Here is a 21,795-nt window from a genome sequence, read left to right as displayed (position 1 = left end):
TGCGGCGAGGGTTTGCGAAGCATCCCTCAATGAATCAAAAGTCCCCGCCAATGGCGAGGACTTTGTCAGCGGTCTGAATGGCCGGAGCTCAGCTCCGGCCATCGCATCAATTGGAGGCTCAGGCGGCGCCCTTCAGCTTCTTGTTGCACTCGCTGTAGTAGCCGCCGCCCTTCTCGATCCACTTCATGCCGCCATTGCCGTTGGTGGCCTTGTTGGCATTGTATTGATCGACGCAGGTATGGAGACGAGCCTTGCCGGCGGTCTCCTTGGCGTATTTCGGATCGACCGCATTGGGGAAGATCGCGGGTCCGGCCGGCAAGGACGGCGCCGGAGCAGCAGCGGGCGCCACCTCCTTCTTCGCCTGCTTCGGCTCGGCAGCCGGCGGGGGCGCAGCCGGTGCCGCGGCGGTCGGCGCAGCCGCGGGCGTCGCATCGGCACCGCACTGGGCCTTGCGGAAGTCATTCCACTTCATGGTGCCGAGCGAGCCGTCCTTCTTGGCGGCCTGGTATTTCGCGCTGCACTCCTGCGAGGTCAGCGCCTGCGCCGGCGCACTCGCCACCAGTGCAGCAACACCCGACACCGCAATCGCACACAACAATCTGGCTTGAATGGTCATCCTTGGTCTCCCTCAGGCAGGCAAAACGGGATTACTATCCTAGCGTGTCCCGGACTTCGGACAAGGAAGCGATGGTGATCGGCGCCAAAATATAGTGATTCCGCCGTTCAGATTATTCATGTCGCGTTCAGCTATGCGGGCCGACGGTCGCGTCCTTCGCAATTCTCCCAAGAAGAGTGCATCATCATGACCCTCGCCTCCCGCCTCGCCGCCGTCGCCATTGCCTCCCTGTTCGCCACCGGCGCCGCCTTCGCACAGACCGCGGCTCCGGCGGCCAAGACCGACGCCACCACGACCGCCGACAAGAAGGCGCCCAAGGAGCGCTCGGCTGAATCGCTCGAATGCTCCAAGCAGGCGGATGCCAAGGGCCTGCACGGCAAGGAGCGCAAGAAATTCCGCTCCGAGTGCATCAAGAGCGCCAAGGCAGGCACCCCGCCCGCCGCCGACAAGAAGTAAATCCGTCACAATCCAGGCCTTGCTCTTGGCGGGAGGCGCACGCATTGCGGCATGACGAGCCTGCAATTGTGCACCTCTCGCCGATTTGCGAATTGCGGCATGACGAGCCTGCAATTGTGCACCTCTCGCCGATTTGCGATAAGGCGGCGTGAAGCAAATCACCGCCTCCCTCCCGTTCGAGTGGCCGAGCCGTGCCAAGGTTTTGAGCACAGCGGAAACGCTTGTCATCGGTGCGGCCGGCGGCCTCGTCTTCCTTGTCGCGGGCCTGCCGGGCGGACTGATCTCGGGATCGATGATCGCAGTCGGCATTGCCGCGATTGCCGGGCGCCAGCTGGCCCTTCCTCCGATCCTGACCCAGACCGTGCTGGTGCTGCTGGGCATTTCGCTGGGCTCCGTCGTTTCGCGTCACCTGATCCAGCAGGTCAGTGCCTATCCGCTGACCATCGGCCTGTTGGCGCTCGCCACCTTCTGCTCGACCTTCGGCTCAAGCTATTACCTCCAGCGCGTCCATGGCTGGGACCGCACCTCGGCCTTCCTCGCCGGCAGTCCCGGTGCGCTGTCACAGATCACCATCCTGGCGGTCGAGCGCGGCGCCGACCTGCCGGGCATCGCGGTGGTGCAGACCATGCGCGTGATCATCCTGACGGCGGCGCTGCCAATGGTGCTGGCAATCGCCGGCGTTGCGCCCTCCGTTGCGCCGTCGCTGACGACCACGATTGCCTCGCCGCTTGATCTTCTTGAGCTGGTCGCAGCTTCCCTGGCGGCATCGCTCGTGCTGCGGTTGATCAGGTTTCCGGCGAGCTGGATGTTCGGCGCGATGATCGCGTCCAGCGTGCTGCACGGCGCGGGCTGGGTCGATGGCGGTCTGCCGAACTGGGTGCGCGGCGTCTCGCTGGTCGGCATCGGCGCGCTGATCGGCAGCCGCTTTGCCCGGATGCGGATGAAGACGCTGGCCGGCCACATCAACGCTGCGCTGGGCTCGTTTGCCGTTGCCATCGCCGTCTCCGCCATCTTCGTCGGCATCGTTGCGCTCACCACGCAGGTGAAGTTCTCCGACGTGGTCGTTGCCTTCGCACCCGGCGCGATGGACGCGATGCTGGCGCTGGCGCTCACGCTTCACATCGACCCGATCTTCGTCGGCGCCCATCATCTCTCGCGCTTCGTGTTCGTGACGATCGCGACGCCGGGCATCGTGCACCTGTTCGGCCGCACACAGGACGACGTGGACGACTAGGCCGCGGTCGTCTGCCCCTTCAACGCCGCCAGCTCCGCCTCGAGCTCCGCTATCCGCTGGTCCCTTGCCGCCAACGCCGCCGCAACATCCGCGGCGTCGAACTTCTGCGGGATGTGCTGCGGGCAGTTGGTGTCCCAGGCCGCGATCTTGAACAGGATCACCTGCTCGGGACGCGCGCGATAGCCTTTCGGCATCAGCGCCTCCGTCAGTGCATCGTCGTCCTCCACCACGCGCGCCTCGCCCCAGATCTTCACGCGGCGGCGATGGGCATAGTCCATCACGAAGATGTAGGCCTTGGGGTTCTCGGAGAGATTGCCCTGGGTCAGGTATTGCTGGTTGCCAGCATAATCGGCGAAAGCGAGCGACTGCTTGTCGAGCACCTTCAGAAACCCCTTCGGGCCGCCGCGATGCTGGATATAGGGCTGGCCATCAGCGGAAGCCGTGGCGAAGTAGAAGCTGTTGGCGTCAGCGAGAAAGGCTTCGAGGTTCTCGTCGATCTCGGTGCGCCAGCCGCGCTGCTCGGCGCGGGCATAGGCCTCGCGTGAACCCTTGCGCGCCTGGATGGCCTTCACCGCGGGGGTGAAGGCCACGTCGCTGGCATAGGCATGACCTGCAGTCATCGGAACATCTCCTGAAAAATTCCGGCGCGTCTCCGCATCTTTTCGACCGCTAAGGTGGGCCTGGCAGCCGTCAAAACAATCAGGCCGCTTGACACTTCATCGTTGCGATATATGCAATAATACCATGGACCGCCTTGAAGCCATGCACGTCTTCGTCACCGTCGCCGACCTGCGCGGCTTCGCGCCGGCGGCGCGAAAACTACTGATGTCGCCGTCGGCGGTGACCCGGCTGATCGCGGCCCTGGAGGAACATCTCGGCGCGCGGCTGCTGCAGCGGACCACGCGGCAGGTGAGACTGACTGACGTTGGCGCGCGCTATCTTGAGCGCGCCCGGCGGATCCTCGCCGACGTCGAGGAAGCCGACGGCTCGGCGCGGGAGGAGCGCAACCGCCCCAGCGGACGTTTCGTGGTATCTGCCCCGGTCGGCTTCGGCCGGCTGCATGTCAGCCCGGTCATGACCGATTATCTCAAGCGTTACTCCGAGGTCGCCTGCGAACTGAGATTGTCTGATAACCTCGTCAACCTCGTGGAAGACGCTGTCGATGCCGCCGTCCGCATCGGCCATCTCGCCGATTCCTCGCTCGTCGCGCGTCATGTCGGCGAGATGCGGCGGATCACGGTGGCTGCGCCCGGCTATCTCAAGCGCCATGGCGAGCCGAAGACTCCCGGGGCACTGCACGAGCACCAGACGATCCAGTTCGGCCCGTCCGCGAGCTGGCACTTCATGCAGGACGGCCGCGACATGGAGATAACGCCCTCGCCGCGCTTCGCCAGCAATAGCGCCGACGCCGCCCTGCAATATGCCGAGTCCGGAGGCGGCATCACACGCGTGCTGGCCTACCAGGCCTCCGAAGGCCTGAAGCGCGGACGGCTGAAAATCCTGCTGGCGAAGTACGAGCAACCGGCGCTGCCGATCCACATCGTCTATCCGACTTCGCGCCTGCTCTCGGCCAAGGTTCGCGCGTTCATCGACCTCGTCGTCGAAACGGCGGATTGGAAGTTTGGGTAGGCTCAGCCTTTGTTCGGCACCACGCGAAACGTGCCGCTGGCCCGCGCGATCACGACCCCGTCGGCCTTGATCAGGCTCTGCGCGAAGCAGATCGTCTTGCCGGTCTTGATCACATCGCTCTCGATCGAGCACCATTGACCGATCTCGGCGGAGCCAGCGAAATCGATCGAGAGCGAGACCGTCACGAACGATGTGCTCCAGTTCGTCGCTTGCGCGCAGCTATAGCCCATCGCGTTGTCGGCGAGCGCGGCGATCAGGCCGCCATGGATCAGGCCGCGACCGTTGGTGTGTGGCCTTGCCAGCCGCAGGCCGATGACGACGGCCCGTTCGGTCTTCTTCGCGTAAAGCGGCTCCCAGGGCTCGGTGAGCGGGCTCTTGCGGGACAACGGCTCGAAGCCGCCGGGAATATCGATGTCGGTCATGACTGTCTCGCGCGCGTTGCAATGATTGCCGCTATTGAACGCGAGCGACGTGACAGATGCATCAATTACAAAGTTTTAAACGGGATTTGGGCGGCTGTTTGAAACTGCGCCGCCACAGGCGCAGTGCCGTACGGTGGGCAAAGGCGCAAAGAGTGTGCCCACGATCAGTCCGCCGCCGAGAAAGTTCGTGGGCACGCCACGCTTTGCGCACCTACGGCACCTTTTTAAAACGGCAGCCCCACGTAATTCTCCGACAGCGACGTCATCGCGGCCTGCGATTGCGTGACGTAGTCGAGCTCCGCGAGCTGGATTCGCGCCCCGATCGTGCCGGTGTCGGGGAATTTGTGCAGCATCGAGGTCATCCACCAGGAGAAGCGCACGGCCTTCCAGACGCGCGCGAGCGCCTTGGCGGAATAGGCATCGATCCCTGCGCTGGATGCCTCGTCGTAGAACTCACGGAAGGCGCTCGATAGATAGTGCGCATCGCTTGCGGCGAGGTTCAATCCCTTGGCGCCGGTCGGCGGCACGATGTGAGCGGCATCACCGCACAGGAACAGCTTGCCGAAGCGCATCGGCTCGGCGACGAAGCTACGCAAAGGCGCGATGCTCTTTTCGATCGAGGGACCGGTGACAAGACTGTCGGCGGCCTCCCGGTCGAGGCGGCGCTTCAGCTCGTCCCAGAAGCGGTCGTCCGGCCACTGGTCGACATGATCGTCGAGCGAACACTGCAAATAGTGCCGGCTGCGCTTCATCGAGCGCATGGTGCAGAGCGCGAAGCCGCGATCATGGTTGGAGTAAATCAGCTCGTGGCTGACCGGCGGCGTCTCCGACAGGATGCCGAGCCAGCCGAATGGGTAGACCCGCTCGAATTCCTCGATCGCGGAGGCCGGCACGCTGGCGCGGCTGACGCCGTGAAAGCCGTCGCAGCCGGCGATGAAGTCGCAATCGAGCGTGTGGCTGGCGCCGTCCTTGACCCAGGTTACGCGCGGGTGACTGCCGTCGAAATCATGCGGCTGCACATCGCTGGCTTCATAGACGGTGGTAAGACCCGCCGCCCTGCGTGCGTTCATCAGGTCGAGCGTGACCTCGGTCTGGCCGTAGATCATGACCGTCTTGCCGGTCGCGGCCTTCATGTCGATCCGATGACGGCGGCCGGCAAACGCAAGTTCGATACCTTCGTGGACCAGACCTTCAGCATGCGCCCGCGCGCCGGTGCCGATCTGATCCAGCAGCCCGACCGTTCCCTCCTCCAGCAGGCCGGCGCGGATGCGTCCGAGCACGTAATCCGGGCTCTGCCGCTCCAGAACGACGTTGTCGATGCCGTATTGGTGCAGGAGTTGCCCCAGCAACAATCCTGCCGGCCCGGCGCCGATGATTGCGACTTTTGTCCGCAATACTTGCTCCTCCCGATCCTGTAGGCTTTCGTCGCGGCTCGCTTGTCGCAGCCGGCCGCGCGCGATAATTATAGCATATAACGATTGGGCAAGAGGGGAGTTGCAGTCTCCGCCGAAGGGACAAATCCAAGCAACGTGGCTGACATGGATCACGCAGCCCCTGCGACCAGTTCCGGCTTGAACGTGCTAACCAATTAGATAACATGTTAATTAAAGAGACCGGGCCATCGAAGCCCGCGGTCACAAAGAGGGAGAGACGCGTGATGAGAAAAGCCTGTCTGGCTTTGCTGCTGGGAGCAAGCGTGACGCCTGCGTTCGCGCAGGACAAGACCGTCGACCTGAAGGTCTCGCATTGGGTGCCGGCCTCGCACCCGCTGCAGAAGTCGCTGGAAGACTGGGTGGCCGCGGTGAACAAGGACTCCGGCGGCACCATCACGGGCAAGGTCTTCCCGGCCCAGCAGCTCGGCAAGGCGTTCGACCATTACGACATGGCGCGCGACGGCATCGCCGACGTCACCTACGTCAATCCCGGCTACCAGCCCGGCCGCTTCCCGATCATCGGCGCCGGCGAATTGCCGTTCCTGATCTCGGACGCCAAGGGCGGCTCTGAGGGCCTGGACGCCTGGTACCGCAAATATGCCGAGAAGGAGATGAAGGACGTCAAATACTGCCTCGCCTTCGTTCACTCGCCCTCCTCCTTCCATTCCCGCACCAAGAAGATCGTGATGCCGGAGGACGTGAAGGGCATGAAGATTCGTCCGGCGCACGCCACGATGGCGAATTTCGTCACTTCGCTCGGCGGGACCAACGTGCAGTCCTCTGCGCCCGAGGTGCGCGACATCATCGAGCGCGGCGTCGCCGACGCGGTGACCTTCCCCTGGGGCTCGCTGGTGCTGTTCGGCATCGACAAGGTGACCAAGTACGACATGGACGCGCCGCTCTACACCACGACCTTCGTGTTCGTGATGAACAAGGACAAGTACAATGCCATGTCCGACAAGCAGAAGGCCGCGATCGACAAGAACTGCTCGACCGAGATGGCCGGCGTGGTCGGCGAGCACTGGGGCAAGTTCGAGGACGCCGGAATCGACAAGGTGAAGGCGGAGGGAAGCCACGAGATCTACAAGCTGACCCCGGACCAGACTGCCGCCTGGAAGAAAGCCGCCGAGCCGCTGGTCAAGACCTGGGCCGACGGCGCGAAGAAGGCCGGCGCCGACCCGGACGCTGCGCTCGCGGAGCTCAAGGCGTCGCTGAAGAAGTACAACGCGCTGGCGGAGTAGCGGTTCTCGCAACGAACTCCGCTGCACCTCTCCCGCTTGCGGGAGAGGTCGGCGCTAAAGCGCCGGGTGAGGGCTCTCTCCTCTCGGGGGTCCTCGATCGTGGAAGCACCCCTCTCCCCAACCCTCCCCCGCAAGCGGGGGAGGGAGCGCAGCCCGCACGCGGGCGCACTTCGAACTCACCGGAAGGACTCTCTCGCCATGAAGCGCGCCTGGATGGACCGCTTTATCGACACCATCGAATGGATCGCAGCCGCGTTCGTCGGCATCGTCGCCCTCGACATTTTCCTGTCGGTGCTGCTGCGCAACACGCTGAACTATTCGATTCCCGATAGTTTTGACATCGGCCGCATGCTGCTCGGCATCCTCATTTTCTGGGGTATCGCGGCGACCTCCTATCGCGGCACCCACATCACGGTCGATCTGGTCTGGGGCAATGTCGGGCCGCGCTACCAGCGCTGGATCGACGTGTTCGCGACGCTGGTGCTGTTGTTCGTCGTCACCGTGCAAACCTGGACGCTGTTCGACAAGGTACGCGGCACCTACAACGACAACGTCCAGACCTTCGACATGCACATGCCGACCTGGCCGTTCTTCGCGATCGCCTGGATCGGCGACGTCTCGGCCGTGCTGCTGATCGCGATTCGCACGTACCGACTGATCTTCCATCCCGAAGACATGCACGACCCCAAGCTGAAGGCGACGGAGTAATCATGAGCACCGATGCCGTCGCCGTTATCGGCTTCGTTTCCCTGTTCGCGTTGATGCTGCTGCGCGTGCCCGTCGGCATGGCCATGGGCCTCGTCGGCGTCTCCGGCTTCTCCTATCTGGTCGGCGCGACCCCGGCCTTGAAGCTGGTCGGCCAGACCTCGATGCGCACGGTCACCGACTACACGTTCGGCGTGATCCCGATGTTCCTGCTGATGGGCTCCTTCGTCAGCAACTCCGGCATGAGCCGCGAGCTGTTCCGCGCCGCCAACGGCTTCGTCGGGCATCTGCGCGGCGGACTCGGCATCGCCACCGTCGGCGCCTGCGGCGGCTTCGCCGCGATTTGCGGATCTTCCGTTGCGACTGCCGCGACCTTCTCGGCCGTCGCCTATCCCGAGATGCGCCGCTTCGGCTATCCGCAGTCGTTTGCGACAGGCGTGATCGCGGCCGGCGGCACGCTCGGCGCGATGCTGCCGCCTTCCACAGTGCTCGCGGTCTACGGCATCATCACCGAGCAGGACATCGGAAAACTCTTCATCGCCGGCATCATCCCGGGCCTCCTGGCGATGACAATGTACATGATCACGATCTTCCTGATCGGCTATTTCAGACCCGACTTCCTGCCCAAGGGCAAGATGCTGCCCTGGCGCGAGAGGTTCGCCGGCCTGAAGGACATCTGGGCGCCGGTGCTGCTGTTCGTGTTCGTGATCGGCGGCCTCTACGGCCTCCCCTTCCTGCCGCGCTTCACCCCAACGGAAGCCGGCGGCGTCGGCGCCACCGGCGCTTTCATCATCGGCATTGTCACCGGACGGCTCGACCGCGAGAAGGTGCTGGCTTCGCTGCTCCAGGCGACACGCACGGCGGCCGCCGTGTTCACCGTGCTGATCGGCGCGCTTATCTTCGGCTATTTCCTGACGGTGACGCAGACGCCGCAGAAAGTGACGGAATTCCTGACCGGCCTTGGCCTCGGCCCCTACGGCGTGCTGGCGCTGATCATGGTGATGTATCTCGTGCTTGGCTGCCTGATGGACGCGATGGCGATGATCATTCTGACCGTGCCGATCATCTTCCCCGTCATCACGCATCTGGGTTTTGACCCGATCTGGTTCGGCGTCATCATCGTGATGACGGTCGAGCTCGGCCTGATCCATCCGCCTGTCGGCATGAACGTCTTCGTCATCAAGAGCGTCGTGAAGGACGTATCCTTCTCCACCATCTTCAAGGGCGTGATCCCGTTCGTGGCGACGGACCTCGTGCGCCTGGTGATCCTGATCGCCTTTCCCCTGCTGGCGACATGGCTTCCGACGCGCATGATGGCGCACTAGAGAGGTGAAGTGATGTCAACGCCGAGGCTCGAAACCAAATACGTCTTCACCATCACCGCTGAGATCGGCGACGTCGTCACTGCCGGCGAGACCGGCATCGGCGTACGCCGCATCATCCCGATCCTGGGTGGCAAGGTGACGGGCGCGGTATCAGGCAAAGTGCTTCCCTTCGGCGCCGACTTCCAGACCATCCGGCCCAACGAGCTGATCGACCTCGAGGCCAAATACGCCTTCGAGACCGACGACGGCGCCGTCGTCTATGTCGAGAACAAGGGCATGCGCTTCGGCCCGGTCGAGCTATTGCAAAAGCTCAAGCGCGGCGAGCCGGTCGATCCCAAATTGATCTATTTCCGGACCGTGCCGAGATTCGAGACCGGGCATGCGAAGTATCGCTGGCTGATGGAGCACATCTTTGTGGGCTCGGCGGCGCGGCATGCGGACCGCGTGGTGATCGACATGCATCAGGTGGTGTGAAGGCGGCTGCCGCCTCGTCATTGCGAGCGCAGCGAGGGAATCCAGAGTCCTCCGCGGGCAAGATTCTGGATTGCTTCGCTGCGCTCGCAATGACGGAGAATTTGGCAAGGTCTGCGCATCACAGCCCGCCCCAGCCCTCAAAACCTTCGGATCCGGCGCCTGGCAGATTAAGGCCCACCGCGCCACATCACAGGCTGACATCTTGACTCCCGCAGAATTCGTTATACAACATAACTATTCTGATAAGGACGCAAATGACACAGGGAAACGCCGAGACCGCTGGCACGGGCGCCTCCGGGCTGCTTCAGATCGAGAGGGTGGACCGGGTTCTGACCGTGGGTCTGAACCGGCCGGCGAAGCGCAACGCGCTCAATGACGGCATCATTCTCGAAATCGGCGAATGTTTTACGTCCCTGCCGGAGGATATCGGCGCGGTGGTCATTCACGGCATCGGCGACCATTTCTCCAGCGGGCTCGACCTGTCCGAGCTCCAGGACCACGACGCCACCGGCGGCCTCCTGCATTCGCAGATGTGGCACCGGGTGTTCGATCGCATCCAGTACAGCCGCGTCCCGGTCATCGCCGCGCTGAAGGGCGCCGTGATCGGCGGCGGGCTGGAGCTGGCCTGTGCAGCACACATCCGCGTCGCCGAACCCTCGACCTACTTCGCGCTGCCGGAAGGACAGCGCGGCATCTTCGTCGGCGGCGGCGGCTCGGTGCGGCTGCCGCGGCTGATCGGCGTCGCGCGCATGATGGACATGATGCTGACGGGGCGCGTCTATAGCGCGACCGAAGGCGCGTCCTACGGCTTCGCGCAATATGTCACGGAAGCGGGCAACGGCTTGCCCAAGGCGCTCGAGCTCGCGACCAAGATTGCGTCCAACGCGCCGCTGACGAATTTCGCCGTGCTCCAGGCACTGCCGATGATCGCGGAAGCCAATCCGCAGACCGGCTTGTTGATGGAATCGCTGATGGCGACGGTCGCGCAGAGCGACAAGGAAGCCAAGCGCAGGATTCGCGAGTTCCTCGAGCACAAGACCGCAAAGGTGAAGCCGAAGTCATGAGCGCGCAGCCGTCCTCTTCCAGCACAGAGCGCGGCGTGAGCAATTCTCCGCTGCGACCGATCTCGTTCGGCGATCCCGTCGTCGACATCGAGCGGCGCGCCGATGGCACCATCTATCTGCGGCCGCAGCAGCCGCTCGGCGACTATCCCGCCCGCATCACCGATCGCCTGCACCATTGGGCGACGACGACGCCGGATCGCGTGTTCATGGCGGAGCGCGAAGGCGGCCGCGGCTGGCGCAGGATCACCTATGCCGAGCTGCTCACCGCGAGCCGGCATATCGCTTCAAGCCTGATCCAGCGCGGCCTGTCGGCGGAACGGCCGGTCGTCATCCTCTCCGGCAATTCGATCGACCATGCCCTGCTCGCCTTCGGCGCGTTCTATGCCGGCGTTCCGTTCTGCCCCGTGTCGCCGGCCTATTCGCTGGTGTCGAAGGACTACGGCAAGCTGTCCTATCTGATGAAGCTGCTGACCCCCGGCCTGGTTTTCGCCGAGGATGCCGACAAATTCGCCGACGCGCTCGCCGCCAATGTCTCGCTGGGCACCGAGATCGCCGCATCCTACGGTCACGTCCCGGGCCGCGACGTCACCCTGCTCGCCGACCTCATGGCAACGCCCGTTCGTAGCGATCTCGACGCCGTGCACGGCAAGATCGGTCCCGACACGATCGCAAAATTCCTGCTGACGTCGGGCTCGACAGGCAATCCCAAGGCCGTCATCAACACCCAGCGCATGATCTGCGCCAACCAGGTGATGTTGCGGGAGACGCTCGCCTTCCTCAAGGACGAGCCGCCTGTGATCATCGACTGGCTGCCCTGGAACCACACCTTTGGCGGCAATCACAATATCGGGCTCACGCTCTATAACGGCGGCTCGATGTATCTGGACGCCGGCAAGCCGGTGCCCGGCGGCATCGAGGAGACCGTGCGCAATCTCCAGGAGATTTCGCCGACAGTCTATTTCAACGTGCCCAAGGGCTATGAATCGCTGCTGCCGTATTTGCGCGACGACCAGGGCTTGCGCGCAAAGTTCTTTGATCGCCTGCACGCGATGTTCTTCTCGGGCGCGGCACTGTCGCCTTTTGTCTGGAACAGCCTCGACGAGCTCGCAGTGAAGGAAAAGGGCTATCGGGTACCGATGCTGACCGGCCTTGGCGCCACCGAGACTGCGCCGTTCTTCATGTCCGTCAATCCGCGCACCAGCCGCTCCGGCCATGTCGGACTGCCGGTGTCAGGCAACGACGCCAAGCTGGTGCCGAACAACGGCAAGCTGGAGGTGCGCTGCAAGGGCCCGAACGTCATGCCCGGCTACTGGCGCCAGCCCGACATCACCGCAAAATCGTTCGACGAGGAAGGCTTCTACAAGCTCGGCGACGCACTCAAGCCCGCCGATCCCGACGATCTCAATGCCGGCTTCGATTTCGACGGCCGCGTCAGCGAGGACTTCAAGCTCGCCAGCGGCACCTGGGTCAGCGTCGGCCCGCTGCGCGCGCGCCTCACGGCCGCCTGCGCGCCGCTGGTGCGCGACGTCGTCATCGCCGGCATCAACCGCGACGAGGTCTCCGCCCTCGTGCTGCTCGATCTCGACGGTTGCCGGCTGATCAATCCGACCTTGCCGGCCGACAATCTCACCTTCACCGCGCGCGACCGGCTGGTGCGCGAAGCCTTCCGCGAGCGCCTGACCCGCTTCCTCGCATCGGCCACCGGCTCCTCGACCCGGATCACCCGCGCGATCCTCCTGGATGAGCCGCTCTCGATCGACAAGGGCGAGGTCACCGACAAGGGCTCGGTCAACCAGCGCGCGGTTCTGGAGCATCGCGCCGCATTGATCGACGAGCTCTACGCTGCCAATCCATCGGGCCGTGTGATATCGGTCGGCTAAAGAAATTATCGCCATAGGAGAACGCCATGTTGTTGAAGGATCAGGCAGCCATCGTCACCGGCGGTGCATCGGGACTGGGCGCGGCCACCGCGCGAAAGCTGGCGGCGCAGGGCGCCAAGGTCGCTGTGTGCGATCTCAATACCAAGCTCGCCGAGACCGTTGCCGCCGAGATCAAGGGCGTCGCCGTGACGTGCGACGTCTCCGACGCAGCTTCTGCTGAGGCTGCGATCGCGCAGGCAACCAAGGCCCACGGGCCCGCGCGCGTGCTGGTCAACTGCGCCGGCATCGGCGTTGCCAAGCGCGTGGTCGGCCGCGACGGTCCGATGGCGCTCGCCGATTTCGACAAGGTGATCAAGGTCAATTTGATCGGCACCTTCAACATGCTGCGTCTTGCCGCAACCGAGATGTCCAAGCTGGAGCCGCAGGCGAGCGGCGAGCGCGGCGTCATCATCAACACCGCCTCCGTCGCGGCCTATGACGGCCAGATCGGGCAGTCCGCCTACTCGGCCTCGAAGGGCGGCATCGTCGGCATGACCTTGCCGATCGCGCGCGAGCTCGCCCAGTTCGGCATCCGCGTACTGACCATCGCGCCCGGCCTGTTCCTGACGCCGCTGCTCGCCAACCTGCCGCAGGAAGCCCAGGACTCCCTCGCCGCGGCGATCCCCTTCCCGCGCCGGCTCGGCAACGCCGACGAATTCGCAGCGCTCGCGCTGCATATGGTCGAGAACTCCTACCTCAACGGCGAAGTGGTGCGCCTCGACGGCTCGCTGCGCATGGCGCCGAAGTAACTCCAAGTAAGTTGATGGGCGGATTTGCAGCAGCGATCACGACCTTACCTCTCCCATTCGGAGAGGTCGGCGCGCAGCGCCGGGTGGGGAGCCCTGCCGTATCGAGAGACCGTAATCCCTCACCCGAATTGCTCTTGACGATGCTGCGCATCGCAAGACGCAATTCGACCTCTCCCTCCGGGAGAGGTGTGGCACAGCGCCAGAGGATGCATCACCGATGTTCGTGAACCGGCGCGAGGTCCAGATCCAGTGGGGCGACTGCGACCCCGCCAACATCGTCTACTACCCGCGTTATTTCGCGATGTTCGACGATTCGACCTCGGCCCTGTTCGAGGTCGCCGGGTTCTCGAAGCAGGACCTGGTCCGCAAATACGGCCTGGTGGGCATCCCCATGGTCGACACGCGGTCCAAGTTCTACATCCCCTCGACCTATGGCGACTGGATCACCATCGAGACGAAGATCGAGAGCATCAAGCGCTCGAGCTTCGAGGTGAAGCACAACGTCTATAAGGGTGAGGCGCTCGCCATCGAGGGTTTCGAGACCCGCGTCCTGGTCGGCCGCGACCCCGTTAACCCCGACAAACTGAAATCGGCACCATTCCCTCCGGAAATGGTAGCCAAATTCACAGGGAGCTAATCCGGAACTAATTCGCCGCATCGCCAAAAGACGGGGCTGAATTCATCCCCGATTTCTGCTTTCAAAGAAGAACGTCAAGGGAGGAATTGATGAAACGCTTTTACCTGACTGCCGCCATTGCGGCGGCGACGCTGGCGTTGCCGGCCCTGCCCACGCTGGCCCAGACCGCTGAAATCACGATCGGGATCACCACCACCACCACCGGCCCCGGCGCCGCGCTCGGGATCCCCGAGCGCAATGCGCTGGAATTCGTGCCGAAGGAGATTGGCGGCGTGCCGCTGAAAGTGATCGTGCTCGATGACGGCGGCGACCCGACCACGGCAACCACCAACGCACGTCGCTTCGTTACGGAGTCGAAAGCCGACATCATCATGGGCTCGGCGCTGACGCCGCCGACCATCGCGGTCTCCAACGTCGCCAACGAAGCCGGCATTCCGCATTTCGGCCTCGCGCCGTTCCCGATCACGCCGGAGCGCGCCAAGTGGTCGGTAGCGATGCCGCAGCCGATCCCGATCGTCGGCAAGGTGCTGTACGACCACATGAAGGCGCACAAGGTGAAAACGGTCGGCTATATCGGCTATTCCGATTCCTATGGCGACCTGTGGTTCAACGACCTGAAGGCGCAGGGCGTGCCGATGGGCCTCACCATCGTCGACGAGGAGCGCTTCGCGCGTCCCGACACCTCGGTCACCGGCCAGGTGCTGAAGCTCGTTGCCGCCAACCCCGACGCCATTCTCGTCGGCGCCTCCGGCACCGCAGCCGCGCTGCCGCAGACCGAACTGCGCGAGCGTGGCTATCAGGGCCTGATTTACCAGACCCACGGCGCAGCCAGCATGGACTTCATCCGCATCGCCGGCAAAGCCGCCGAGGGTGTGCTGATGGCCTCCGGCCCTGTAATGGACCCCGAGGACCAGCCGGACAGCGCGCTGACCAAGAAGCCGGGACTTGCGCTCAATGCGGCCTATGAAGCCAAGTACGGCCCGCACAGCCGCAGCCAGTTCGCGGGCCATTCCTACGATGCCTTCGAGATCCTGAAGCGGGTTGTCCCGGTGGCGCTGAAGACAGCCAAGCCCGGCACTCCGGAATTCCGCGAAGCCATCCGTCAGGCGCTGCTGTCGGAAAAGGACCTCGCGGCGAGCCAGGGCGTCTACAACTTCACCGAAAAGGACCGCTACGGCGTCGACGACCGCGCCCGCATCCTGCTCACCGTCAAGGACGGCAAGTACCAGATGGTGAAGGAGCCCTAAGAGGGCGACAACGCCAAGGACGATTCGAGCCGGCCCTCGTGGCCGGCTCTTTCGTCTTGCGAAACGCGCGAGTGCCTCAAGCCGCCTGTTGCAGCGGCGTCCAGGCGAACTCCGGATAGTACGCGTCCATCATCCGGTCGACATAGGCAGTGAGGTTCGGGAATCCTTCCGCGCGCTCGCGCAACTGAGATTCGAAGAACGGCGTCAATATCCCGGCAAGCGCGCCGAACGCGGTCGCATCGACGCCGCACGGCTTGTTGCCCATCAGGTAGGATTTGTCGCCGAGTTGCACCGACAGTGCAAACAGCGAGCGGACCGCGAGATCGACATCGTCATCGGGGGCGTGGCGGCCAAGGCCGGAGAGCAGGTAGTTTTCGGCAACGCGGAACTGCGCATCCTCACGCAGCTTCTCGCGGCTGTGCTCGGGCGCGCCGTCGAAGAAATGCGCAGGTCCCTTGGCGAAATTGGTGGCATCGACCCACCGCGCGCCGACCAGCGCCCAGTAGACATGGTGCTCGATCATGCGTTCGAACGCCCAGGCTTGCGCGCGCTCCTGCAAGGAGAGGCCGGCGTCGAAGTCGAAACCATAGCGGCGCTCGATATGCGCGCGGATGAAGGTGGAATCGGCCACGGCCTCGCCGCCATCGTCGATGAACGGCAATTGTCCCTTCGGCGAAGCCGGTGGCATCGCGCGCTCCTTCCTGTAGGGCAGCCCCGCCATCTTGAGCTGCACCTCGGTCTTGGTGACGAAAGGGCTGATTTCCGGCAGGCCGAAGCCGGTACCAAAGCCGTAAAGCGTGATCATGAGAGCTCTCCTGGACCTACCAAAAAAGTTGACGGAACCTAGCGCCGGGCTGCTGCCACCATGGTGGCAGCAGCCGTGATATCTTCTGCGAAACGGGCCCCCCGAAAGGCGCGGCTCATGACATGGCGGGCCAGCGCATCCGCAGCCTGGATCAGCGAGCGTGTCAGCATGGTCGCAAGCGCAATGCGGAGATCGACGATCGTGAGATCGAGAAATGCGAGACGGCTGAAGGCCCAGGCATACAGCGAGGCATGCAACGGAGTCTGGATCCGCCACCACGGACCGCCCGGACCGAAATGGGTTGGAATGATCATGGACAAATCCTCTTCAGTCGATGTGTTGTCTCGGTATAGAACTCCCCTGCTGCCAACATCCTGTCAGCAGCCACGCGCCATTTTCTGATCTGCCTACGATGAGAGAATTGTCATGAGACGCGCCGACCGGCTGTTTCAGATCATCCAGGTGCTGAGACGCACCCGTAAGCCGCTGACGGCCGACGCGATCGCGGCCGAGCTCGAGACCTCGAAGCGAACGATCTATCGCGACATCGCGACGTTGATTGGCCAGCGCGTGCCGATCCGCGGCGAGGCCGGCATGGGCTACATCCTGGAGAAGGGTTTCGACCTGCCACCCTTGATGCTGACGCCCGACGAGATCGAGGCGGCGGTGCTGGGCGCACAATGGGTCGCTGGACACGCCGATTCGACGCTGGCACGTGCGGCGGAAGATTTGATGGCCAAGATCGCCGACACCGTACCCGAGCGGCTGCGTCCGTTCGTCCTGGAGCCGGCGAGCCGCGCGCGGCCGAGCTGGAACCGGGAGCCGGACCGCCTCGACATGGCGCGCACGCGCGCCCAGATCCACGAAGGCAAGAAGATCATGCTGCGCTATCGCGACGAGCAGGGCCGCCCCAGCGAGCGCATGATCTGGCCGATCTCGGTCGGCTATCTCGAGGCAGTGCGCCTGCTCGCGGCCTGGTGCGAACTGCGCAGCGACTTCCGCAGCTTCCGCACCGATCGCGTCGTGGATGCGACCTATCTCGACGAACGATATCCTGAAAGGCGCGACGTGCTGCGCGCCAAGTGGCGGCAGAGCCTGGTCTGGGGACCGCCGAAAGACACTTGATGATGCAAGAACTCGATCTCTCGAGCCTTTGCCAGAGCTGCGGCGCCTGCTGCGGCTATTCGCAGAACTGGCCGCGCTTCTCGGTCGAGAGCGACGAGGAGCTGGCGTTGATCCCTTCGGGCTTCGTCAACGCGCGCCAATCCGGCATGCGCTGCGAGGGTGATCGTTGTTCGGCGTTGCAGGGAGAGATCGGCAAGGCAACGGCGTGCGGCGTCTATGCGGTGCGGCCGGAGGTGTGCCGCACCTGCATGCCGGGCGATGCCGAATGCGCAATGGCGCGGCGGAAGTTTGGACTGCCGACGATAGAAACCGCTTAGGCGAGGACGGCTTCGCCGATCTCGTCGTCGATCTCGTCGTCCAGCGGTGCGAGCACCGAGAGCGGCTTGGTCGACAGCGTGATCGGCTTGCGGCCACCCGACAGAGACGGGGACGATTTGGCCGAACCCTCGCGCGAGAGCGCATAGAGCGTCGAGCCGACACGGCCGCCATTCTCGATCAGATCGCGCTCGCTGCAGCTGCCCGCGATCGCGACCGCCAGCGAATGAAGGTGGCTGCGGCGATAGCAGAACAGCGCCAGCCTGGCGCGCGCGTCAGGGGAAACACTCTCAACCAGCCTCGGCAGGCCACTCTCGCTGGCGCGGTACATCTCGCCAAGGAGTTCGTCGCGAACCGGGCAGAAATCGCTTTCATAAGCGTCGCGGCTTGAAAACATTGCAGTTCTCCCTCGTATCGGGAAGATGCCGCGTAATTCTCTAATGAAAGGTTAACCACCCTGGGCGGTAGTCACCCGGTGTCCTTGCCTTATGCCGCGAATCGGAACGGCCCCTAGCCGGGTTGAATACGGGAGCGGTGGCCGCCCTGCGGCCATGTTTCCGGACGCGCGCCTCTGGCAGGGTCTCAGTTCGCCGCCATGAAGATGGAGAGGCCGAAGCCCGTCAGGTGATGCAGCGCCTGGTCGACGCCGATCAGGGTCCAGAACCAGGGGTGCTCCTGGTTGACGCCGAAGTTGGCAGAGACCAGCCCCTTGGCGCGATCGACCGTGATGTGAATGACGAAATCGATCAGTGCCACGAACCAGAATTTCGGCGCAACGATCAGGATCAGCGGCAGCGCAACCGCAAGGTGTATCAGGCAATGCACCAGAAGCGGCAACGCCCAGCCGTGCTTCTGGTCCTTGCCATGCGCCATCCAGGCGGTCTGCAGCACGAAATCTGCAATGATGTGCTTGAAGGTGAGCAGCAACATCCAGCCAATGAGCGCTTCGACCGGAACCGCTGATGACAGGGGTGGAAACGACAAAGCCGACGCCCTCGTTGAATCGAAAAGGAAAAATGGAGCGTTCAGCGCAACTTCTTCTTGGTCCGACAGATCATCGGGACTGCTGATTTATGACATTTCCCGCGACGGAATGCAGCCGGGGGGAACTGGAAAATCGCCAAGTGTGGCTAAACGGTGATAGCATTATCCAACGCCAAGCATCTGAGTAGTTACCTTCAGCGCCGAATTTGCCTTCTCTTGCTGGAGAGCTATCATCCCCAGGTAGAGGATTATCGTTCTTTTTTCAGAAGCTTACGAATTTTAGCGCGCCGCGGGCGATCGCCGTGGCAGCCCGCAATTCCAGGAATAAGGCCGGAGTGCTGCCATGGGTTCTGAAGGCCCAACCTCGTCGACCGAGCTCCCGCCACCCAGGCGTCCCAAGGTGATCAAGACCAACCAGCAGCAGGTCCTGCTCTATGTCGTGCTGACCCTGCTGCTGTCGCTGGCGACCGTCTGGGCCGGCCGCGCTTGGCTGCACAATTCGGAGACGCTGACCTTTGCCGTCGGCGTGCCCAGCAGCGACGAAGCGCTGTTCGCCAACAAGCTCGCCACGCTGCTGAAGAACAATGCCTCACGCTTCCGGATCAAAATCGTCAACAATCCCGACAGCGCCAAGGCGCTCGCACAGTTCGATCGCAGGCAGGCCGACCTTGCCGTCCTGCGCACCGACGCCAAGGTGCCGCTGCGGGCGCGCACATTGGCGATCCTCGAGCACGATCTCGTGCTGCTGCTCGGCCCCGGCAACAGGAAGATCAAATCGCTCGCGGAGCTCAAGAAGAAGAAGGTCGCGGTTCTCGCCGAGAACGATGCCTCGCTCGCCTTCGTCCGCAGCATCCTCGACATCCCCGCCGATAGTCCTGACGCGGCGAAGATCCAGATGGCTCCGCAGGGCGCGACGCTGGACAAGCTATTCGCGCCAACCAACGGCTTCAGCGCAGTGATCGCCATCGTTCACGCCTCCAAAGCCGTGCGCGACAAGGCCTACGAGCAGGTCGCCAAGCGGGGCGGCTTCACGCTGAATGCGATCGACGAAGCCAAGGCGTTGACGCGCAAATTCCCCGGCATATCCGACGAGACCCTGACGGCAGGCACACTGTCCGCATCGCCCGAGATTCCCGACGACGATCTCGACACGATCGGGCTCGAATGGCTGCTGGTTGCGCAATCCAGGATGTCGGCCACCACCGCCGGCGATATCGCGCGTATCGTCTACGAGAACAAGTCCGCGCTCGGGCTCGACAATGGTTTTGCGACCCACATCGAGCCGGCCTCCGTCGAGAAGGACGCTTACGTGATGGCGCATCAGGGCGCAGCCGACTACATCAACGACGACACCAAGTCGTTCATGGATAAGTACAGCGACTTGATGTATCTGGGCGCCGCGGCGCTTAGCGTCATCGGCTCGATCTTCGCTGCGATCTACGCCAAGATCACCCGCATCGCGCCGGAGAAGGCGAGCGAACTCTCCACCGCCATCCTCGACATCGGCGAACGCATCGAGCATGCCCATTCGCTGGATCAGCTCGAATGCCTTCAGGACGAGCTCGAAAGCATTCTGCGGGGCGCTGTGATCGGCTTGCGCGACGGCACGATCAGTAGCGACGGGCTCGATACCTTCAAGCTGGGCTACGAGTTCGTCCGTGACGAAATCGGCATGCGCCGCGACTATCTGAAGCGTCACGCCGGCGAGATCGAGAGGGCGGCGGGCGAGGCCGCCGCGCCCCCGCACGACGACAGCAATGTCGTGGTGGTGAAGACGGTTCAGAGTGCCTGACGTATCGATCGTGCCCGGGCCACCCGAGGCATCTCCCTGGCGCCTCGCCGCTTCCCGGTCATGGAACAGTTTGCCCTCTGCAACCGTTGGTTACGGTCACAACCGGTGAACGCACCATGCGTATGCTCCTTCTCATCATCTTGCTGGGAATGCTGGTTGCGGTCGGCTACTTCGCCTATTCGGCCATGACCGTCGAAGGCGATCCGATCCCGACAGAAGGTTATGTGGCACTGGCGCTCGGGGCGGGGTTCTCCGTGGTCGTCGGCGTCGGTCTGATGACGCTGCTGTTCCTCAGCAGCCGCCGAGGCTATGACGAACCTCCACATTTCAAGTAGCGGCCAGGCCGGCACCAGCCGGCCCCGCCGCAGCGGGCATCTGCGCCCCGTCCCTGGGGCGAATGGTGCGGCTGCAAGCCCCGTCGTTGACGGCTCCGGTGCGGGCGGGCACTTTGGCGCCGAAGTCCCAGCCCGGGACCGCAGGCATCAAGACCGAGCCACCATCCCGCATGTCCAAGCCGATGTTCCCCGCTCTGGCCCAGTTCGTGGCCGCGACCGCCGGCCGCAACATGACCAAGGCGGCCTATGTGGCGGTGACCGTCGGTGTCCTCAGCATGGTGTTGTTGACGGTCGATCAGGCCTACCAGACGGCTCACCGCTGGGTGGATGTCCTGCTTTGGATCTGCCTGGGCTATTTCATATTCGAATGGCTGGTCCGGCTCCGGCACATGACGCGGCAGAGGCGGCTGGCGCTCTACATGTCCTCCTCGGCCGGGCTGGTCGACGCATTGGGGGCGCTGGCCGTGCCGGTCGCGCTGATCCTCGGCGCCGAGCCCGGAACGGCCTGGCTGCTGAGCGTGCTGTGGGTCTTGAAGGTGGTGCCGGGCATTCCCGGCCTGCGCCAACTCCGCCGGGTGCTCGTGCTAGAATCAGGCCCGCTGGTCAGCGTGCTCGTGATCTTCCTGATGGTGGTCTTCCTCGCCTCCGTCGCCGAGTATTTCCTGGAGCGGGACGTGCAACCTCAGACATTCGGCAGCGTCCCGGCCGCGCTGTGGTGGGCGGTCGTTACGCTGACCACCACAGGTTATGGCGACGTCGTGCCGATCACGCCGTTTGGGCGCATGGTGGCGGCTTTGGTGATGATCTCCGGCCTCGGCGTGTTCGGTCTCTGGACCGGTATTCTGGCAACCGGGTTCGCGGCGGAAACGCGGCGCGACAATTTCCTCAAGACCTGGGAGGCCGTCAGCAAGGTCCCGTTCTTCGCTGCGCTAGGACCGGCGGCCATTGCCGATGTCACCCACATGCTGCGCACGATGGACCTGCCGGCGCGCACCATGATCATCCGCAAGGGTACGCAGGGCGACTGCATGTATTTCATCGCTGCCGGCGCGGTCGAGGTCGACCTGCCCGGCAAGAAGGTCCAGCTCGGCGAAGGCGCCTTCTTCGGCGAGATGGCACTGCTCGGCAACAACATGAGGGGGGCCAATGTTTCGACCACGAAGGTGTCGCGGCTGCTGGTCCTCGACCTCGTCGATTTCCGCGTGCTGATGGCGCGGCACCCTGATTTGGCCCAGACCATCGACGCCGAGGCGAAACGTCGCGCGCTCGAGAACAAGTAAGTGGAGAC

General features: G+C 63.8%; 25 protein-coding genes. 17 read left to right on the top strand and 8 right to left on the bottom strand.

The window, feature by feature from the left end; genetic code table 11:
- Positions 1 to 118: 118 nt before the first annotated feature.
- The gene (locus tag IF809_RS17110; RefSeq protein WP_128968629.1) at positions 119 to 616 is read right to left on the bottom strand and encodes a hypothetical protein; all 498 of its coding nucleotides are present in this window, start codon (positions 614 to 616) and stop codon (positions 119 to 121) included.
- Between the two features lie 186 nt (positions 617 to 802).
- On the opposite strand from IF809_RS17110, the gene IF809_RS17105 reads away from it, so the two are divergent.
- Together IF809_RS17105 and IF809_RS17100 are read left to right on the top strand one after the other, a co-directional pair.
- A complete protein-coding gene (locus IF809_RS17105; RefSeq protein ID WP_462838054.1) occupies positions 803 to 1,072 on the top strand; it encodes a PsiF family protein in 270 nt (89 codons plus the stop codon).
- A gap of 148 nt (positions 1,073 to 1,220) precedes the next feature.
- Positions 1,221 to 2,306, top strand: coding sequence for an AbrB family transcriptional regulator (locus IF809_RS17100; protein ID WP_453980789.1), 1,086 nt, complete (start codon positions 1,221 to 1,223; stop codon positions 2,304 to 2,306).
- On the opposite strand, the gene IF809_RS17095 is transcribed toward IF809_RS17100, so the two are convergent.
- Complete coding sequence (locus IF809_RS17095) at positions 2,303 to 2,926, bottom strand: pyridoxamine 5'-phosphate oxidase family protein (RefSeq protein WP_453980790.1); 624 nt, start codon at positions 2,924 to 2,926, stop codon at positions 2,303 to 2,305. The two genes, IF809_RS17100 and IF809_RS17095, sit on opposite strands and share 4 nt — an antisense overlap.
- Positions 2,927 to 3,050: 124 nt before the next feature.
- Here IF809_RS17095 and IF809_RS17090 point away from each other — a divergent pair, with 124 nt between their 5' ends.
- Positions 3,051 to 3,935: a LysR family transcriptional regulator gene (locus IF809_RS17090; RefSeq protein WP_462838053.1), complete on the top strand. Its 885-nt coding sequence runs from the start codon at positions 3,051 to 3,053 to the stop codon at positions 3,933 to 3,935.
- Between the two features lie 2 nt (positions 3,936 to 3,937).
- Here the strand turns inward: IF809_RS17090 and IF809_RS17085 are convergent, their stop codons facing one another.
- Together IF809_RS17085 and pobA are read right to left on the bottom strand one after the other, a co-directional pair.
- Positions 3,938 to 4,357, bottom strand: a complete 420-nt coding sequence (locus tag IF809_RS17085) for a PaaI family thioesterase (protein WP_462838052.1) — start codon at positions 4,355 to 4,357, stop codon at positions 3,938 to 3,940.
- A 224-nt stretch (positions 4,358 to 4,581) separates the two neighbouring features.
- Entirely contained in the window at positions 4,582 to 5,751 is a 1,170-nt protein-coding gene (gene pobA / locus IF809_RS17080) for a 4-hydroxybenzoate 3-monooxygenase (protein WP_462838051.1), read from the bottom strand.
- Positions 5,752 to 6,014: 263 nt separating this feature from the next.
- Between pobA and IF809_RS17075 the strand changes: the two genes are divergently transcribed.
- From IF809_RS17075 to IF809_RS17035, 9 genes are all read left to right on the top strand, one after another.
- A complete protein-coding gene (locus IF809_RS17075; RefSeq protein ID WP_462838050.1) occupies positions 6,015 to 7,031 on the top strand; it encodes a TRAP transporter substrate-binding protein in 1,017 nt (338 codons plus the stop codon).
- A gap of 198 nt (positions 7,032 to 7,229) precedes the next feature.
- Entirely contained in the window at positions 7,230 to 7,739 is a 510-nt protein-coding gene (locus tag IF809_RS17070) for a TRAP transporter small permease (protein ID WP_128968637.1), read from the top strand.
- Between the two features lie 2 nt (positions 7,740 to 7,741).
- Positions 7,742 to 9,061, top strand: a complete 1,320-nt coding sequence (locus IF809_RS17065; protein ID WP_128968638.1) for a TRAP transporter large permease — start codon at positions 7,742 to 7,744, stop codon at positions 9,059 to 9,061.
- Between the two features lie 12 nt (positions 9,062 to 9,073).
- Complete coding sequence (locus IF809_RS17060; protein WP_128968639.1) at positions 9,074 to 9,535, top strand: DUF3237 domain-containing protein; 462 nt, start codon at positions 9,074 to 9,076, stop codon at positions 9,533 to 9,535.
- A gap of 254 nt (positions 9,536 to 9,789) precedes the next feature.
- On the top strand, positions 9,790 to 10,599 hold the full coding sequence (locus IF809_RS17055) for a crotonase/enoyl-CoA hydratase family protein (RefSeq protein WP_128968641.1): 810 nt from the start codon (positions 9,790 to 9,792) through the stop codon (positions 10,597 to 10,599).
- Positions 10,596 to 12,479 carry a feruloyl-CoA synthase gene (locus IF809_RS17050; RefSeq protein WP_128968642.1) on the top strand — a complete coding sequence of 628 codons (1,884 nt, stop codon included), beginning with the start codon at positions 10,596 to 10,598 and terminating at the stop codon, positions 12,477 to 12,479. Before IF809_RS17055 ends, IF809_RS17050 begins: the two co-directional genes overlap by 4 nt.
- 26 nt (positions 12,480 to 12,505) lie before the next feature.
- Positions 12,506 to 13,267 (top strand): SDR family NAD(P)-dependent oxidoreductase, encoded by a 762-nt coding sequence (locus tag IF809_RS17045; protein ID WP_128968643.1) that lies wholly within the window; start codon positions 12,506 to 12,508, stop codon positions 13,265 to 13,267.
- 217 nt (positions 13,268 to 13,484) lie between these two features.
- On the top strand, positions 13,485 to 13,904 hold the full coding sequence (locus IF809_RS17040; protein WP_128968644.1) for an acyl-CoA thioesterase: 420 nt from the start codon (positions 13,485 to 13,487) through the stop codon (positions 13,902 to 13,904).
- A gap of 89 nt (positions 13,905 to 13,993) precedes the next feature.
- Positions 13,994 to 15,151, top strand: coding sequence for an ABC transporter substrate-binding protein (locus IF809_RS17035; RefSeq protein ID WP_128968645.1), 1,158 nt, complete (start codon positions 13,994 to 13,996; stop codon positions 15,149 to 15,151).
- 76 nt (positions 15,152 to 15,227) lie between these two features.
- Here the strand turns inward: IF809_RS17035 and IF809_RS17030 are convergent, their stop codons facing one another.
- Both IF809_RS17030 and IF809_RS17025 read right to left on the bottom strand, forming a co-directional pair.
- Complete coding sequence (locus tag IF809_RS17030; protein ID WP_128968646.1) at positions 15,228 to 15,956, bottom strand: glutathione S-transferase family protein; 729 nt, start codon at positions 15,954 to 15,956, stop codon at positions 15,228 to 15,230.
- 38 nt (positions 15,957 to 15,994) lie between these two features.
- Positions 15,995 to 16,270, bottom strand: a complete 276-nt coding sequence (locus tag IF809_RS17025; protein WP_128968647.1) for a hypothetical protein — start codon at positions 16,268 to 16,270, stop codon at positions 15,995 to 15,997.
- Between the two features lie 112 nt (positions 16,271 to 16,382).
- Here IF809_RS17025 and IF809_RS17020 point away from each other — a divergent pair, with 112 nt between their 5' ends.
- Positions 16,383 to 17,081: a helix-turn-helix transcriptional regulator gene (locus tag IF809_RS17020; protein ID WP_128968648.1), complete on the top strand. Its 699-nt coding sequence runs from the start codon at positions 16,383 to 16,385 to the stop codon at positions 17,079 to 17,081.
- Positions 17,081 to 17,398 (top strand): YkgJ family cysteine cluster protein, encoded by a 318-nt coding sequence (locus IF809_RS17015; RefSeq protein ID WP_373291736.1) that lies wholly within the window; start codon positions 17,081 to 17,083, stop codon positions 17,396 to 17,398. The genes IF809_RS17020 and IF809_RS17015 overlap by 1 nt, the downstream gene beginning before the upstream one ends.
- Here IF809_RS17015 and IF809_RS17010 read toward each other — a convergent pair.
- Positions 17,395 to 17,793 carry a hypothetical protein gene (locus IF809_RS17010; protein ID WP_164938914.1) on the bottom strand — a complete coding sequence of 133 codons (399 nt, stop codon included), beginning with the start codon at positions 17,791 to 17,793 and terminating at the stop codon, positions 17,395 to 17,397. The two genes, IF809_RS17015 and IF809_RS17010, sit on opposite strands and share 4 nt — an antisense overlap.
- A gap of 185 nt (positions 17,794 to 17,978) precedes the next feature.
- Positions 17,979 to 18,326, bottom strand: coding sequence for a DUF3307 domain-containing protein (locus IF809_RS17005; RefSeq protein ID WP_453983743.1), 348 nt, complete (start codon positions 18,324 to 18,326; stop codon positions 17,979 to 17,981).
- Between the two features lie 397 nt (positions 18,327 to 18,723).
- Between IF809_RS17005 and IF809_RS17000 the strand changes: the two genes are divergently transcribed.
- The 3 genes from IF809_RS17000 (at position 18,724) to IF809_RS16990 (ending at position 21,787) form a co-directional block, all read left to right on the top strand.
- Positions 18,724 to 20,172 carry a TAXI family TRAP transporter solute-binding subunit gene (locus IF809_RS17000; RefSeq protein ID WP_128968652.1) on the top strand — a complete coding sequence of 483 codons (1,449 nt, stop codon included), beginning with the start codon at positions 18,724 to 18,726 and terminating at the stop codon, positions 20,170 to 20,172.
- Positions 20,173 to 20,288: 116 nt separating this feature from the next.
- Positions 20,289 to 20,507, top strand: a complete 219-nt coding sequence (locus IF809_RS16995; protein ID WP_128968653.1) for a hypothetical protein — start codon at positions 20,289 to 20,291, stop codon at positions 20,505 to 20,507.
- 170 nt (positions 20,508 to 20,677) lie between these two features.
- Positions 20,678 to 21,787, top strand: a complete 1,110-nt coding sequence (locus IF809_RS16990; RefSeq protein WP_128968654.1) for a cyclic nucleotide-gated ion channel — start codon at positions 20,678 to 20,680, stop codon at positions 21,785 to 21,787.
- The last annotated feature ends 8 nt before the right edge of the window (positions 21,788 to 21,795 follow it).

It is taken from the genome of Bradyrhizobium sp. UFLA06-24 (assembly GCF_054967145.1).
This window is presented reverse-complemented; position numbering and strand designations above follow the sequence as displayed.